This is a genomic window from Bradyrhizobium sp. STM 3557 (assembly GCF_045571465.1).
Lineage (GTDB): Bacteria > Pseudomonadota > Alphaproteobacteria > Rhizobiales > Xanthobacteraceae > Bradyrhizobium.
This window is the reverse complement of sequence record NZ_CP120697.1, coordinates 4266359-4282637: the sequence shown is the minus strand read 5'-3', so window position 1 is coordinate 4282637 and position 16279 is coordinate 4266359. Positions and strand designations below refer to the sequence as shown.

General features: G+C 63.0%; 13 protein-coding genes. 9 read left to right on the top strand and 4 right to left on the bottom strand.

Translation table 11 applies throughout. The features are described from left to right. Positions 1–183 precede the first annotated feature (183 nt). The 4 genes from P6U24_RS19460 (at position 184) to P6U24_RS19445 (ending at position 4620) form a co-directional block, all read left to right on the top strand. Complete coding sequence (locus P6U24_RS19460; RefSeq protein ID WP_407154141.1) at positions 184–1044, top strand: FAD binding domain-containing protein; 861 nt, start codon at positions 184–186, stop codon at positions 1042–1044. Continuing rightward, positions 1041–1574, top strand: coding sequence for a (2Fe-2S)-binding protein (locus P6U24_RS19455; protein WP_407154140.1), 534 nt, complete (start codon positions 1041–1043; stop codon positions 1572–1574). Before P6U24_RS19460 ends, P6U24_RS19455 begins: the two co-directional genes overlap by 4 nt. Then, positions 1571–3946: a xanthine dehydrogenase family protein molybdopterin-binding subunit gene (locus P6U24_RS19450; RefSeq protein WP_407154139.1), complete on the top strand. Its 2376-nt coding sequence runs from the start codon at positions 1571–1573 to the stop codon at positions 3944–3946. Before P6U24_RS19455 ends, P6U24_RS19450 begins: the two co-directional genes overlap by 4 nt. Before the next feature lie 440 nt (positions 3947–4386). Beyond that, complete coding sequence (locus P6U24_RS19445) at positions 4387–4620, top strand: hypothetical protein (RefSeq protein ID WP_407154138.1); 234 nt, start codon at positions 4387–4389, stop codon at positions 4618–4620. Between the two features lie 403 nt (positions 4621–5023). On the opposite strand, the gene P6U24_RS19440 is transcribed toward P6U24_RS19445, so the two are convergent. From P6U24_RS19440 to P6U24_RS19430, 3 genes are all read right to left on the bottom strand, one after another. Beyond that, positions 5024–5653 (bottom strand): hypothetical protein, encoded by a 630-nt coding sequence (locus P6U24_RS19440; protein WP_407154137.1) that lies wholly within the window; start codon positions 5651–5653, stop codon positions 5024–5026. A gap of 126 nt (positions 5654–5779) precedes the next feature. Then, positions 5780–7099 (bottom strand): TAXI family TRAP transporter solute-binding subunit, encoded by a 1320-nt coding sequence (locus P6U24_RS19435; protein ID WP_407154136.1) that lies wholly within the window; start codon positions 7097–7099, stop codon positions 5780–5782. 27 nt (positions 7100–7126) lie between these two features. Next, on the bottom strand, positions 7127–7993 hold the full coding sequence (locus tag P6U24_RS19430; protein WP_407154135.1) for a LysR substrate-binding domain-containing protein: 867 nt from the start codon (positions 7991–7993) through the stop codon (positions 7127–7129). A gap of 136 nt (positions 7994–8129) precedes the next feature. On the opposite strand from P6U24_RS19430, the gene bla reads away from it, so the two are divergent. Both bla and P6U24_RS19420 read left to right on the top strand, forming a co-directional pair. Further along, a complete protein-coding gene (gene bla, locus P6U24_RS19425) occupies positions 8130–9014 on the top strand; it encodes a class A beta-lactamase (RefSeq protein WP_407154134.1) in 885 nt (294 codons plus the stop codon). A gap of 225 nt (positions 9015–9239) precedes the next feature. Next, a complete protein-coding gene (locus tag P6U24_RS19420; protein WP_407154133.1) occupies positions 9240–9692 on the top strand; it encodes a pyridoxamine 5'-phosphate oxidase family protein in 453 nt (150 codons plus the stop codon). A gap of 137 nt (positions 9693–9829) precedes the next feature. Here P6U24_RS19420 and P6U24_RS19415 read toward each other — a convergent pair whose 3' ends face one another. Beyond that, positions 9830–11230, bottom strand: a complete 1401-nt coding sequence (locus tag P6U24_RS19415; protein ID WP_407154132.1) for a beta strand repeat-containing protein — start codon at positions 11228–11230, stop codon at positions 9830–9832. A 398-nt stretch (positions 11231–11628) separates the two neighbouring features. Here P6U24_RS19415 and P6U24_RS19410 point away from each other — a divergent pair, with 398 nt between their 5' ends. The 3 genes from P6U24_RS19410 (at position 11629) to P6U24_RS19400 (ending at position 16156) form a co-directional block, all read left to right on the top strand. Then, a complete protein-coding gene (locus P6U24_RS19410; protein WP_407154131.1) occupies positions 11629–12429 on the top strand; it encodes an EfeM/EfeO family lipoprotein in 801 nt (266 codons plus the stop codon). A gap of 12 nt (positions 12430–12441) precedes the next feature. Further along, complete coding sequence (locus P6U24_RS19405; protein ID WP_407160517.1) at positions 12442–13875, top strand: cytochrome c peroxidase; 1434 nt, start codon at positions 12442–12444, stop codon at positions 13873–13875. A gap of 271 nt (positions 13876–14146) precedes the next feature. Then, on the top strand, positions 14147–16156 hold the full coding sequence (locus P6U24_RS19400; RefSeq protein ID WP_407154130.1) for a phospholipase C: 2010 nt from the start codon (positions 14147–14149) through the stop codon (positions 16154–16156). The last annotated feature ends 123 nt before the right edge of the window (positions 16157–16279 follow it).

Below are 16279 nucleotides of genomic sequence, written 5' to 3'. Positions count from 1 at the left end.
ACGCTCCCCACTTTTCGTGTAGTCTACGCCGGATTTATGACCAGATGGTCTGTTTTCGTTGACCCGATCATGCTCACATGCGAGATTTTGAGACCAGATGGTCACAAATCTGGCGCTGCCGGCCGCAAATCTGGCGCTGCCGGCCGAGGGGCTGATGGCGCGGCAAAACGCGAGGAAGCAGCGATGAAAGCGAGGGCTTTCAGTTACTTGCGTGCGCGCACCATCGAGGAGGCACTGGCCGCGCATTCGCAAGCCGGTGATGACGCGCGCTTCATCGCCGGCGGCCAGAGCCTCGTGCCGACCCTGGCGCTGCGGCTGCAGGCGCCGAAGCTGCTGATCGACATCACTCATCTTGCAGAGCTGCGCGGCGTCAGGCGCGAGGGCGAGTTCTTGCGCATCGGCGCGCTCACGCGCCATCGCGAGGTCATGGACCAGCCGCTGATCGCCGAGTTCGCGCCGCTGCTCCGCGCCGCTGCGCCCTTCGTGGCCCATCCCGCGATCCGCAACCGCGGCACGCTCGGCGGCTCCATCGCGCTCTCTGATCCCGCGGCCGAATTTCCCGCCATGGTGCTGGCGCTCGACGCCGAGATCGAGATCGCAGGCCTGTCCGGCACGCGCCGCGTCAAAGCCAGCGATTTCTTCGTCGACCTGTTCGAGACCGCGCTCGCGCCTGGCGAGCTCGTGACCGCCATCCATGTCCCCCTGTTCAAGACAAGCCAGCGCATCGCCTTTGATGAGCTGGCGCGCCGGCGCGGCGACTATGCGCTGGTCGGCTGCGGCATGATCGCGAGCTATGATGGTCCAAAGATCGAAACCATCCGCATCGGGTTCTTTGCGGTGGGCCCCGTGCCGACCCGCGCCAGGCATGCCGAAGCCACGCTGAACAGTCATGCGCTCGACGCCGCGCGGATTGCCGCCGCACAGGCCGCATTGGAGGAAGATCTTGCACCGCCGGACAGCGAGGACGTGCCGCCTGCGATGCGCCTGCATCTGGCACGCGTACTGCTCGGCCGCCTGCTGGGACGGATCGGGGAGGGCGCATGAGCGGGATCGACACATCATTCGACTTCGGAGACGAAGCAACCGTTCGCGTCCGTTTCGTGCTCAACGGTCGCAAGACCGCGTGCGAGGTCGCACCGCGCCACACGCTGCTGGATTGTCTTCGCGATCGGCTCGAGCTCACCGGTACGCATGCCGGCTGCGAGATGGGTGCCTGTGCCGCCTGTCTGGTGCTGCTCGACGGACGCGCTGTTCATTCCTGCCTCATGTTCGCGGTGCAGGCCGATGGTGCGCGGATCGAGACCATCGAGGGCCTTTCGGAAAGCGGCGCAATTGGTGATCTGCAGGCCGAATTTCATCGGCGCAACGCGCTGCAATGCGGCTTCTGCACGCCGGGCATGCTGATCAACGCCCATGAGCTGCTCTCGCAAACGCGTGTGCCGAGCCGGGAGGCGATCCGCGATGCGCTGTCGGGCAATTACTGCCGCTGCACCGGCTATCAGGCGATCGTCGACGCCATCGCCGCGGTGGCGGAGGCGCGCGCGGCGGCCAAAAAAGAAGATCATACATCATGACCGCTCCGCTCACCTCACTCGATCGTCCCAATTCCTATATCGGCCGTTCGGTGCAGCGGCCGAACGCCAAGCGGCTCCTTGCTGGGCGAGGACATTATGTCACCGACGTCAAGCTGCCGCGCATGCTGCACGCGGCGTTCCTGCGCAGCCCGCATGCGCATGCGCGGATCGCATCGATCGATGTTGAGCGGGCCCGCGCACTCGACGGCGTGCATCTCGTAGCCACGGGCACCGATCTTGCAAAAATCTGCACGCCCTGGACCGGCACGCTCGATCACTTCAAGGGCATGACCTCCGAGCCGCAGCTCGCTCTGCCGCTCGAGCGCGTGGTGTGGGCAGGGCAGGCGGTGGTTGCGGTCGTCGCCGAAAGCCGCGCGCTGGCCGAGGACGCGCTGGAGCTGATCACGGCCAACTACGAGGAATTGCCGGCGGTTGTCGACCTCGACGAAGCGCGCAAACCCGGGGCGCCGCTGGTCAATCCCGCTGGCCATGGCAATATCTGCTTCCGGAGCCAGCTCGACAGCGGCGGTGTCGACGACACCTTCGCGCGCGCCGCCCATGTGGCGGACGAAGAGTTCAGCTTCGGCCGCCACACGCCGGTGACCTTGGAGCCGCGCGCCATCGTCGCGGACTATGATCCCGATGCCGGCACGCTCACCGTGCATCACGCGACGCAAACGCCGTATCAATTCCAGGATCTCTATTCCCGCCACTTCGGCATCCCGGAAGCGCGGGTGCGCGTGATCGCGCCCGATATCGGCGGCTCGTTCGGGATGAAGCTGCATGTCTATCACGAAGACATGGCGGTGGTCGGCCTGTCGATCCTGCTGCGGCGTCCGGTGAAGTTCGTCGCCGACCGCATCGAATCCTTCGTCTCCGACATCCATGCCCGCGATCATCGCGTCCGTGCGCGGATGGCGCTGGATGAAAGCGGCGAGATCCTTGCCATGGATGTGCACGACGTCACGGCGATTGGCGCGTTCTCGACCTATCCACGCACCAGCGTGGTCGAGGGCAACCAGGTCATCCGGCTGATTGGTGCGCCCTATCGCTTCAAGACCTATCGTGCCGCGCTGGAAGTCATCTTCCAGAACAAGGTGCAGACCAGCCAGTATCGCGCCGTTGGCCATCCCATCGCCTGTGCCGTCACCGAGCGGATGGTCGATCTCGCAGCTCGCAGGATCGGGCGCGATCCTTTTGAATTCCGTGCGCAGAACCTGATCGCCGATGATGCCTATCCGCTGACATCCCCAACCGGCTACAAATTCGAGGCGCTGTCGCATCAGGTCTGCCTGGAGCGGTTGCGTAAGATGATGGATTACGATGGCTTGCGCGCCGAGCAGGCAGGCTTGCGTTCGCGCGGCATCCATCGCGGCATCGGCATCGCAAGCTTTGTCGAGATCACCAATCCGAGCCCGGCCTTCTATGGCGTCGGCGGCGCGCGGATTTCCTCGCAGGACGGCGCGACAATCAGCCTGACACCGTCGGGCGAGATTCGCTGCGCCATCTCGGTGACGGAGCAAGGGCAGGGCACCGAGGCGATCGTCAGCCAGATCGTCGCCGATCAGCTCGGGCTGGCGCAGGAGCAGGTCAAGGTGATCACCGGCGATACCGAGGTGACGCCGCATGGCGGTGCCACCTGGGCCTGCCGCGGCGCCGGCATCGGTGGCGAGACCGCGTTGCAAGCGGCACGCGTGCTCAAGGCTAACATTCTCGATATCGCGGCGCTGGTGCTGCAGGAGCAGCCGTCCGCACTCGATATCGAGAGCGGCGAGATCGTCGATGCCGCTACGCGGCAACAGCGCATCGCCGTGGCCGAGATCGCACGCATCGCTTATTTCCGCTCCGACACGCTGCCGCCGGGCACGCAGGCGCAGCTCACGGTCAGCCATCACTTCGCGCCGCAAGGCTATCCGTTCGCCTTCACCAACGGCATCCAGGGTTGTCACCTGGAGCTTGATGTCGAGACCGGCTTCATCAGGCTGCTGAAGCATTTCGTGGTCGAGGATTGCGGCCGCATCATCAACCCGATGCTGGTCGACGAGCAGTTGCGCGGCGGCGTCGTGCAGGGACTTGGTGCTGCGCTGTTCGAGGAGTGCCGCTACGGCGAGACCGGCCAACTGCTCAACGGCTCCCTCGTTGACTATCTGGTGCCAATGGCGATGGAGATGCCCGACATCGTTATCGACCACGTCGAGACGCCAACCAAGGATACCGTGCTCGGCGCCAAGGGATGCGGAGAGGCGGGCACCGCGGCGGCTTCCGCGTGTGTGCTCAATGCCGTCAACGACGCGCTGGCGCCGTTCGGTGCTTCCGTCAATGCCATCCCGATCACGCCGGCGCGCGTGCTGAAAGCGCTTGGGCGGTTTTAGATGGTTCACGCCTCGCATCGGGCAACACCATGGATCATCGACCTCGCGGCGCAGATGCGTCCGAGCTGTGAGGATCGATCCGCCCTCGCAAGATGGAGGGCGCAGGGAAGGCCGGATGCAAGGCCAGCACCCATGGCCCGCCTGCAGAAAAAAAGCAGGCGGCAGTCACCACAGGTACGGCCGAACACCGGCCTTCCCTGCACGATGGGCTTACGGCTTATACGTGGTCTCCCCGGGGACCGGCTGTCTTGCCCCCGTCGTTCGTGCGCTCGTCAAATAGCGGCACGGACACTTGACCTCAGCACCGGGAGGCCAGGACCCCACGACTTCGCCGTCCGCGTGAACTTGCGCTCGTCCAGCGCAACCCGCCGCGGCCATCGCATCCCGCACTCGACGTCCGTGACGACTCGTACGCCCCTCTCGCGAGGCGGGACGCCACAATGAACCACGAATTCGGAAAAAAAGAAACAGAAATATTTCGTCCGAACAGGCCGACGCGCGTGATCGCGTTGATCCGGCGATCGAAATTAGTTTTTGGCGCACGCTTGTCGGACACCATTTCGGCTGGATATTGGAGGGTTCAAGATGCTGGATCGCGAGCCGTCGGGCAAATCACGACCATCCTGCAAGTTGACAACGCTCGCATGCGACGCACTCTAGCGCTGCTGCAGTAAGGCGCATCGGCGGCGGGGCCGAAGGGGCAATGCCCACCTACGACATGAACACATCGTAGTTGCGCCCATGCCGAACCTCGAGAACATCAGCCAGGCCGGCTACAACACGGCCGTTCCTCAGCGGGACCGAGGCGCAGTTGTATGTCGCTGACGTGACGGCGTCGTGCGACTTCTTCACGACCAAGCTCGGCTTTGCAATCGACTTTGTTTACGGCGATCCACCGTTTTACGGGCGGAGGAGGCCGCCGCCGGGGAGCAACGGCGCCGGTCGAAGGAAAGCCGGCCTCTGCTCGATGAGGCGAAGCGTAGGCGTCGCGAGCGGGCATAGCCCTCACGACTGCCCCGCGCGAGAGCGCGAGGACATCAAAGTAGGCGCTGGGACCGGAAACGCGTGCCCTGACGATCACTGCGCGACCCGCTGTTCTCCGTCCTTGCTCACATGCCAGAGAACGATGTGGTAATGCGGCACATCCACGCCCGGGTGGCCGGCGTTGAAATACATCGTGGTGTGGTCGACCTTGGGTGCGAAGGCGGGCGCGGTGCCATCGAAGGTCTTGTGGTCGTCGATGTCCTTGATGGGGACCATGTAGACGGTCGCCACCAGCCTCTTTCGACGGTCAAAGCAGAGGAACGGCCCCAGCGGCAGGGTGTCAGGTTTCACGTAAATGATGCCGAGGCCCGGAAAGAACGCCGGGAACTGCACGAGCTCGCTGACCTTCTTGTATCCTTGCCCGATAGCGATGGTCTGCACGTTCTCCTGCGTCTCGCGTTTTGCACGCTTCGCGCGCGTATCAAGCTTTTGATGGTGAACGACGCGGCGCTTGCGCGCGGCATGCCGGAGACCGTGTTGTGGTTCGGTCCGCACGACCCTTGTCGGCTCGGACTGCTGGAAGGAAAAAGGATCGGTCCCCCCGGGCTGATTGAAGGTGGGCGGGGTTAGGCCCGGCTGGGCCGATTGCGCGAAGCTCGACGCCGGGGCGAGTGAGATGGCCAATAATGCCAGCAGGGCGGCAGCGAGCTTCATAAGGTGCATCGAACTCTCCCCTTAGGTTTTGATTCCATCTCATTGTTGAGCATGATCTCCGCACAAACGCCTTCGGCAGTCGGGAGAAAAACCGGGTCCACTTGCGCTTCGTGGGCCTCCGATCCGGATCATGCTCTATTTGGCATCCTGACGGGCGCCCGAAGCATCGTCCGGCTTGGCGTTGCCCGTGCCGCCGCGAAGACCCGGGAACAGAGGGCTGTGCGAGGTCTCCCCGGTCGTCGTCGGTTCGGGTGAGCTGACCATGGCACCTGAATGCGCCTTGAGCCAGCGTTCAGCAGGTTCGAAGCGTTTCCATCCCATTACCGTGTCGGCCAGCTTCACTTGGCGCCAGGCGGGATGATGGGCGCCGGTCAGAAAGTTCGGAAAGCGCGCGAAGAAGGTCTGGACGAAATTGTCCATGAGAGCGTAGCGGCCGCTGCGCTTGGGCCAATTGTAGGCGAACAGCGCGGAGCGGACCGCGATCGTTGGCACGCTTTCGTCAATACCGAGGATGGTTGGATAGTCGGCGTGGGTGATGGTCGTCTGCAGATAATCGTGGCGCAGGGAACTCCAATAGGGAATCGGGATCAGGCGCACAGCGGAGAACTGCGCCAATGGCGCCAAGGCCTCGATCGGCTTGGCCGAGATCACAAGCGCGGCTGCGATGTCGCCCTTGCGCATGCCTTCCAGCGCTGCCTGCAGACCCAGATTGACGGTGTCGGCCTTGACGTCGAGAGCGTTGAGCACCTCCAGGCCCAATACCGCCGACGCGCTACCCTCCTCGCCCAGACTGATCGTCTTGCCGGCGAGGTCCGACAGCCCCCTGACGTCGGCGCGCGCCAGAAGATGGAATTGCAGCGGAAACAGCGATGTGATGTAGACGAGCTTGCTGCCGATGTCACCGACGGTCTTTCCGTCTCGCAGCCGGTTCGCGAGCACGATCGGCACGATCGCCATGTCGGCTCCGGGCAGCGTCAGCACATCGAGGAGGTTCCGCGTCCCGCCGTTTCCGACCATCGGCAGCACCCGAAGCGCCACCTCGCCATGCGGGCCGCTCTCCTGGTTGGCCGCCAGCATGGTCGCGACGTCCTGGGCGATGGCGGATTCGGTGCTCTGCGGCGTGCCGGTGACCAGTCCGGCGGTGAAGCGGCCGAAGGAGATGTCGGTGACGTTCTTATCAGGAGCTTCCTGCTTGCGCGGCGTCTGGCAGAAGGCCCCGGCCGTCGCTGTGCCGAGCACGGCGATGACCATCAGTGCGGCGGAGATCATGCCCCGAAGCGCCCGACGATCGATCATGGGGTCAGATCCGTTTCGTCGAATCACGCAAATAGGCACCAAGAATTCTACTGCGTGTAACGCGCTGCCAGCCAGGCCGCCGCAGGCGTCCATGGAACGAGACTCCTGGGTCGGGCGTTCGTTCCTTTCCACCCAAGAAATTGTTGGTGGATCGGCCACCGGCGGGCCGCCGTCCGCTCCGACCGCCTATGCATTGCGGCGTCTGCCTTTCTTGCTCTCAGCCAGCAACCAGTCTCGGAACGCCTGCATGGCCGGCGAGACGCGCTTCGACTTCAGGGATGTGAGCCAATAGGATCCGAGATAGACCTGGGTGTCGTAGGGACACATTAGTCGCTTGCGCGATACATCGTCCGCAAACAGGGCCACCGGCAGGAGCGCAACGCCTCCGCCTTGAGCGGCGGCATGCGCCAACGAGACCGACGAATCGAAGATCGGGCCGGTCATGCGGGGCTGCTCGCAATTGGCCGCCTCGAACCACCGGGCCCATTCGCCTGGCCGATAGGACCGCAAGAGCACTTCGCGATGGAGATCGAGCGGGCTGCTGAGCCGCTTGCCGACAGCGGGCGCGCACATGGGCGTGAAGAGTGCGTCGACAAGACGCTCTGCGTTTGTGCCGTGCCAGGCGCCGTCGCCAAACCGGATCGCGTAGTCCAGTCCTTCGCCGACAAGGTCCACGCGATTGTTATTCGCAAACACCCTGACATCGATGTGTGGATGGAGCCGGCCGAAGTCCCCGAGGCGCTGCAGAAGCCAGCCGGACGCAAACGTTCCGACCGTGCCGACGGTCAACATCTCGCGCATGCGACCGTTCTCGAACCGGTCGAGGACCTGGTTGATCCGGCTGAAGGCATCGGAGATCGCAGGCAGCAGCGCTTCGCCTTCGTCCGTCAGAGCAAGTCCGCGAGGAACTCGCCTGAAGAGTTTCGCGCCCAAACTATCTTCCAAAATGCGCACCTGCTGGCTCACGGCCGCCTGCGACACGCGAAGCTCGAGGCCGGCCTTGGTAAAGCTCAGATGCCGCGCCGCCGCCTCGAATGAGCGGAGCGCGTTCATGGGCAAGCGAGAAACGCTGGGAGGGCGCCGGGGCACGTCTGGTCCAAGTTTTTCTTATGGATGTCCTCAGCAAGCATCGTTTGTCAATCGGGAGGAGGCGAAGCAAGAACCTGCTCACAATTCATTGGAGTTTACGATGCTTACGCGACGTCATTTCCACGCATCCGCATTTGCGCTTGCAGGAAGCCTCCTGCTGCCGAAGAGCTCGGGCGCTGCGCCGGCCGGAACAGAGCAGCTGATCGACGCCATCACACGGCTGGAATCCAAGAGCGGCGGCCGGCTCGGTGTCTGCGTGCTCGATACGAAAACCGGTGCGCGGGTTCAGCACAGGGGCGATGAGCGCTTCCCGATGTGCAGCACCTTCAAGGTGCTTGCGTCAGCCGCTGTGCTCAAGAGCATGGGAGAGAAGCTGGAAGGCCTTCAGCAACGCATCCGCTTCGCAGAGTCGGACCTCGTCGAATACTCGCCGGTGACGCGCGAGCATGTTGGGGGCGACGGCATGACGCTCGAAGAGCTTTGCGAGGCAGCCATCACAAGGAGCGACAACACTGCGGGCAACCTGCTTTTGAAGAATATCGGCGGACCAACTGGTCTCACCGCTTTCGCGCGAAGTCTCGGGGATGAGGTGACAAGATTGGACAGGATCGAAACCGACCTCAACGAGGCTGCCCCCGGCGATCCCCGTGACACCACGACACCCAGCGCCATGGCGACGAATTTCAGGAGCCTGCTGCTCGCAGACGCGCTCAAGCCGGCAGCCCGCGATCAGCTGGCGAAATGGCTGATCGCAAACAAGACAGGGGATAGCCGGTTGCGCGCCGGCATGCCGCAAGGCTGGCGCGTGGGCGACAAGACAGGATCGGGCGAGCACGGCACGGCCAACGACGTGGCAATCGTCTGGCCGCCCGAGCGCTCGCCGCTGATCGTGGCAGTGTATCTCACGGGGAGCGCGCTCGACCTGAATGGCCGCAATGATGTGATTGCAGCGGTCGGACGCGAGATCGGCAAGACTCTTGGCTGAGAATCTCGCTGCATCCGTCTTCGGAAAGGCCGCAGGGTGGTGCCGCTGCAACGACGGAATGTTCGCCCTGCACGGGAATCCTCCAAGTAGCCGAGCGATCGACATTGTCGTCACGAAGCTGCAGGCGCCTGGTGTTCCGAAGTCGCGCGAAGAGTTGACCTGCCTCAACGTCCCGCCGCTCCCTTTCCCTATCGTCGCGCGGCGGGGCGGCATCGGAGATTGGTCATGGACGATATCCTCAAGCACAAGATCCAGACATTGCTCGATCAGCATCGCACCATGCAGATTGCGACACTGCGACCGGACGGCTGGCCCCAGGTGACCACCGTGGGGTATGCGAACAACGGATTCGAGATCTATTTCTTATGCGGGAAGGACAGCCAAAAGGCATCCAATCTGGCCCATGACAACCGCGTTTCGCTCGCGATCGACGACGACCCCGCCCAGGTGATGGAGATCACCGGCTTGTCAATGGCAGCGCGGGCTGAGCCCGTGGATGATCCGGCCGAAGGCGAAAATGCGCTGCGCATGCTGTTTCAGAGATATCCGGATCAGACGTCCATGCCGGGCCCGCTTCCGACACCGGCAGACGTTCGCATCTTTCGGCTGACGCCGACCGTCATCTCACTGCTCGATTATTCCAAGGGATTTGGCCACACCGAACTCGTTACTTGCTGAGGCAGCATGTCAAAGAGCCTGCGTTGGTTCCAGTGGGCCTAAAGGGGGAAACGTTTATTGAACCTTGGATCTGGTTTTGGGACAGAGCAGGGGCGGCCGCCGCTTTGCTGGCCGCCCCTGCTGCTGATCGTTGCGCGTTACTTCTGCGTCACCACCGCGGCGTTGTGCGAACCGTATTGCGCAGTGAACGAGGCATTCGTCACGTTGGCGCCGGTGGCCTGCGAGATCGTGGCCATGTTGCCGTAACCGGCCTGCAGCGCGATCTGGGTGTTGTTGCCGGCCACCGCCTGCTGGCCGGTGGTCTGGGCCGCGTTGACCACGTTCGAGCCGCCGATCTGGCTGATGAACGAATTGTTCGCACCGACCGACAGCGGAACGGCCATCGACTGCGCGACGGTCGCCTTGTTGCCAGCGCCGAACTGGGTGGTCAGCGCGTTGTTGGTTCCGTTGCCGGTGCCGAGGGCCTGCGTCCTCTGCGTGATACTCGCCTGGTTGTCATGGCCGGTCTGGAACGTCGCCTGGGTGCTGCCGCCGTTCTTCTGGTTGATGTCGGCGTTGTTCTGAACGCCATACTGCGCCACGAACGAGGCATTGGTGTCGTTGGCGGCCTGGTCGGCGGTCGTCGCGCCGAAGTTGCCGGACGTAGCGCCACCCTGCTTCACCGAAACGGAGTTGGCGTCGCCGACCTGAAGCGTTGCGGAGGTGTTGAACACGCCGGGATTGGCCGAGAATTCGCCTGCCTTCGCCGAGCCTTTCTGGTCGATGGTGGCGACGTTGCCGGTGCCGTATTGCACGGCCGCCGAGGCGTTGCCGTAGCCATTTGCGAAGCCGCCTTCGGTGCCGTTGGCGTCCTTGGTCTTCTGCGTCGTGGTGACGATGTTGTTGTCACCGAACTGCGCGGTGAAGGAGGTGTTGGCGCCGCCGACCACCGGAGCAGAACCGGGTGTGATGGCCTTGTCCGTCTGCGTCGAGACCGACATGTTGCCGATGCCGCTCTGGACCGCGGCCTGGTTGTTCTGGCCCCCGGTCTGCGTAACGGAAGTGGTGTTGCCGCTGCCGAACTGCGAACTGAATGCGTTGTTCGAATAGGAGACGCCGGTCGCCAGCGGATTGGGCGCCGAATTGGTCTGAGTCGTAATGGCGGAGTTGTAGTCACCGACCTGAATATTGCCCGAGTTGTTCTGGCCATTGGCGAGGCGGCTCACCTGCGTCGTGACGACGCCGTTGGCATGACCAAGCTGGAACGTGGCCTGATTGTTGTTGCCGTTGTTCTGCGAGATCAGCGCGGTGTTGTCGGTGCCGGTCTGGACGTTGGCCGAATTGTTGCTGCCCGGCTTGCCGCCGGCCTGCGTGCTCAGAACCGAATTGTACTGGCCGGCCTGGACCGTCGCCTGGTTGTTGTTGCCTTTCTTCTGCGAGACGGTCGCGCTGTTGTAGGAGCCGACTTGCTGGATGAACGACTCGTTGTCGAGATTGCCAGCGGCATAAGCCGCCGGCGCGCTCGCAAGCACGAGCGCCAGGGCAGTAAGTGTTCTCATGGGAGGGATATACTCTCGGTTTTCCAAGGCGGGGACGACGACGATCGCCGTCCCTCGCACGGCGTTAAAGCATCCTTAACCTAACATTCGAATGACAATTCGTGGTCGTCCGCCGCGAGCGGGCTCAGCAGCTGGGCGCATCGAGAACGCCTGCAACCGGAAAATCCGAATGCTGCCGCTCCACCAACCAATGCGCGCGAAGCCCTGCAATTGCGGTTGACGGCATATCGAACTGTGCCGTGCCGATGAGGGAAAACTCGGCCTCGACATAATAGTGATAAGATCCACGAAGTAGGGAGTATCGATCGTTGCGCAGCGTCTCACGCGCCGGCCGGCGATGTGAGAGGAAGTTGGGAGCATCGACGATGCGCGGTCATCGCCTCACGGCAGTTCGATCCATGCTCGTGCGTTTGGTCTTGCTCACAGCAACGCTGTGCGCGGCAGCTGCGGGCGCCGGCCCGGTCGGGGCCAAGGCCGATACCGCGCCGACCGTAGCGCTCGATGCGGCGATCGAGCGCTATCGTGTGCTACTCGTCGCGGATGTCGACCGAAGCGTCGCGAGCGTCGAGAAGCTGCGCGATAGCGTCGCCAGGGGCGACCTCGCTGCAGCAAGACAAGCATGGATCGAGGCCCGGGTCGGGTGGGAGCGCGCCGAGGTCTTCACCAGCGGCTTTGCGCCCGAACTCGACCGCGAGATCGATGCCTGGCCGAATGGTCCCACTGGATTCCACGCCATCGAAGTCACGCTGTTCGGTGCCGGCCGCTCCAATGTTTCGTCCGAGGTCGACGCATTGCTTCGCGACCTGACGGAGATGGCGGCCAAGGCACGCCAAACCAGATTGACGCCGCAGGGGCTGCTCGACGGACTTTCCCGCCTGGCTTACGAAGTTGGCGAAAGCAAGCTTGATGGGGGCGAGTCGCGCGTCAGCGGGACGTCGCTCGACGACATCAGGCACAATGTCGAAGGCATTGAACTGGCCTATGGCACGATCTTTGCCGCCGCGATCGAAAGTCGCGATCCCGACCTCTGCGCAACGGTGCGACGCCAGATCGACGAGCTGAAGCGCATGCTGGCCTCGGGCGATCTCAAGCAGATCGACCAGAATCGCCTTCGTATTGCCAGCGAAGATCTCGTGGTGATGTTCCAGACCGCGGCTCCGGAGATCGCCCTGGCCCGGCCGACGCTCGAGCTGCAATAGGCAGGTTTGGTGATGATACGACGCGCATTGCTCGCTGTTGCAATCGGCCTCTTCGGACTGTCGCTGTTCGAAGGCGCGGGTGCCTTTCCGCTCAGTGGTGATCAGACCGTGCTGCCGCCGGGCACCGAGCTGAACGAAGACGCGATCTATCGGCCGACCGAGGTATTTCACTCCGAAGCACGTGGCGGCTTCAAGTCCTACCAGGTGGATCTCGGCGATCTCGCCTTCAATTCTCCCAACCTGCTGGGCGGCCCTGCACGACAGGCGGGAATGAGCTGTGGCACCTGCCACGTCAATGGTGCCGGCAATGCCAGGCTTTATATTCCGGGAATGTCGACCCGGCCTGGCAACTTCGACACCACGGGCCCATTGTTCAATCCCAAGGCCCATAATGGTGTACTAGATCCGGTCCGAATCCCGAGCTTGCGCGGCGCGCGCTTCCTCGCTCCCTACGGCCATGACGGGCGGATCGCATCGCTGCGCGATTTCGTTCGCAACGTCGTCGTCAACGAGTTTGCAGGCGATGAGCCTTCGCCGGCTATTCTCGACGCCCTGGTCGCTTACATCGAGGACATCGATTTCCTGCAGAACACCAGCCTCGATTCGCGCGGTCGCCTGACCACGCAGGCGAGCGAGGCGGAACGGCGAGGAGAGGCGATCTTTGCGCGGCCGTTTCCCCATGACGCGAGCATGAGCTGCGCAACCTGCCACATCCCGTCGGAAGGTTTCGTCGATCACAGGCAACACAACGTCGGCTCCGGTGGTCTGTTCAAGACGCCGACCCTGCTGAACGCCGACTTCAATGCGCCGTACTTCCACGATGGCCGCTTCGACAGGCTGGATCAGGTGGTTGATCATTTCGATCGCACCTACGAGCTGGCGCTGACGCCACAGGATCGGGCCGACCTCACCGCCTATCTCGTCGCGGTCGGCGATGGCCTGCTGCCGCTGGACCGAGAGGGCGTGACCGCACGGATCAAGGAGATCAATGATTTCGCGACCGTGCTGGAGATCGCGATCCCGGCTCACGACCTTGCCGTGATCGATCTTGCGGTGGACACGATCGGCCGTGAACTTCGCGAGCTGACCGAGCAGTTTCCGGATCGCCGGGATCCGACCGTGACCGATGGTCTGCGCGAGCGCCTCGCGGCGCGCGCCATTTTGAAGGATACCGTGATCCTGTTCCGGCGTATCGGCGCGGCGGCGGCGGCCGGACGCTTCGACGAAGCCGCGGCGCAATTCTCGATCTATCGCAAATTATCCTTCGTCGCATTGCCTCAGATTCTCGCAAACGCGCAGCAATGGTCGCTGTTCAATCCCAGAATCCACCGGGCGCATTATGCCGCGCTCTGGCAGAACCTAAGACAGGCTGGGAAGCCGGCCCAGGCGCTGGCCGCTCCAGCCCTTCCGATCGTCGAGGCGAAGCCGACACCGGCGGAACACTGAGCGACGGCGTCGTCGAGCGGCCGCAGCCGTCCCTGAACGATCGCGTCGGGGCGTGCGCGATACTGATCATCAGCAAGCACGCAGCGCGCGTACTACACGTAACAAATAGTCCGGAGGAGAATGACGCGCGGTTGAAGTGAGACGCGGTTTCGACCAACTATTTCTGAATGCACAAAACTGTATTTCAAGTTTTATAAATTTCTAGAGCCTGCGTCACATTGTCCTGCAATGAGGCTTTTCCCGAACGATTACGTTCGCGGAGAAGCCTTCAATGAGTTACTTGCATTCAGGTCGTCGTCGTAGCTGGCGATCGACCACAGCGCTCTACATCACGGTGGCGGCATCGATACTCAGCATTGCAAATGGTGCGATTGCAGCCGTGACAGATCCGGCCGACGCTGTGAAGACCACCAGCCCGATCAAGCACGTCATCATCTTGATCGGCGAGAACCGTGGCTTCGATCACACCTTTGCGACCTATACGCCGAAGGGCAAGGGGCAGACCATCAGCAACCTGCTCTCGAAGGGCATCGTCAACGCGGACGGCAGCCCGGGCCCGAACTACGCGCTGGCTCAGCAATATTCGGTCACGCCTCAGCCGAGCTACTACATCGGCGCTCCGAAAATCGCGAAGGTCCCCTACAGCAAGGCTTCTCATCCGATGCCGCAGCCGACCACCGGCGGCGCGCCGTCAGGACCGAATGCGTTCTATCCTTACGGCGTCGGATACTCCGCCCCGTTCTATGGGCCGGATGGTGACCCAAACTGGGCCCAAGAGGCGCAGCTGGTCCATTCGGAAGATCCGGACATCCAGGTCAGTCAGTTCAACCTGCTCAGCGAGGGCTGGAGCAACCTGCCCCAGGGCGTGCTTGACACGCGTATTCCGGGCGCTGGTTCGCTGTCCGGTCCGTTCCCGTTCCAGGGACCCGATATCAGCGAGCACGACTACACCGGCGACCAGACGCACCGCTTCTTCCAGGCCGCCCAACAGCAGGATTGCAGCATCGAGAACGCCACGCAGGCAAATCCGACCGGCTGTCTGAACGATCTGTTCCCGTTCACGATGCTGGCAACCAATCAGACCTGGGCGCTCGGCAATCCGATGGGCTTCTACAACATGGCTCAGGGACAGGTGCCGTACTTCAAGACGCTCGCCGACCGTTTCACCTTGAGCGACAACTTCCATCAATCGTTCCTCGGCGGCACCTATCCGAACCACATGATGCTCGCCACCGGCGACGCCTTGTACTGGTCGGATGGCAAGGGCCATGCGACTGCGCCGAATCCGTCCCTTGTCGCCAATCCGAACCCGTCGCCGACGCCACCAAGCCCCGACGCGATCAACAACTTCATCAACGACCAGAATTTCGTGAACTGCGCCGACAGCACCCAGCCGGGCGTTGCGCCGATCGTGAACTATCTGGCGAAGCTGCCTTACCCAGCCAAATCGAATTGCGAAGCGGCGCATTATTATCTCATCAACAACGCGAACCCGGGCTACAACCCGAACGGCACGTTGAGCGGTGGTGTGCCGCCATCGTCGCTGCGCAGCATCGGCGACGCGTTGAATGAGCGCCAGATCAGCTGGGCGTGGTTCGGCGCAGGCTTGAAGGACGCAGCGGTGGCGGCCGACAAGAACGAATGGGCTGGCAGCGATCCCGATCATGCATGGGGTGCCGTGTATTGCGCCATTTGCAATCCGTTCCAGTATCTCAGCTCGATCATGGGCGATCCCGCCCAGCGGGCGGCGCATATGAAGGACACCCGCGACCTGATCGCCGGCATCCAGACCGACACGCTGCCCTCGGTGTCGTTCGGCAAGCCCGACGGCTACATGGACGGTCACCCGCAATCGTCGAAGATCGATCTGTTCGAAGCCTACGTGCAGAACATCCTCGCCGAGTTGCAGAAGAATCCCCGGCTTGCCGCGGAAACGGCGGTGTTCATTACCTTCGATGAAGCCGGAGGCTATTACGATTCCGGCTTCGTGCAGCCGATCGACTTCTTCGGGGATGGGCCTCGCATTCCGCTGATGGTGCTGTCCGCCTATTCGACCGGCGGCAAGATCCACCATGCCTATGGTGACCATGCCTCGCTGCTCAAATTCATCGAGCGCAATTGGATGTTGAAGCCGTTGACCAACCGCAGCCGCGACAACCTGCCGAACCCGCTGAGCATGCCGAACAACCCGTATGTGCCGGTCAATATGCCGGCGCTCGACGACCTGTTCGACGCGTTCGACTTCACGCATGCACCGACGGCGCCGAACTATCTTCCGTAACTGCATCCATCGAGAGGCCTCGACGGGACGAATGGGTCCCGCCGAGGTCGCCGCGCGGCGCGCGGGAGACGTCGACGGCGCCATGATACCTCAACGGACGCGAAAGCCTGCCGTTCGGCAGCG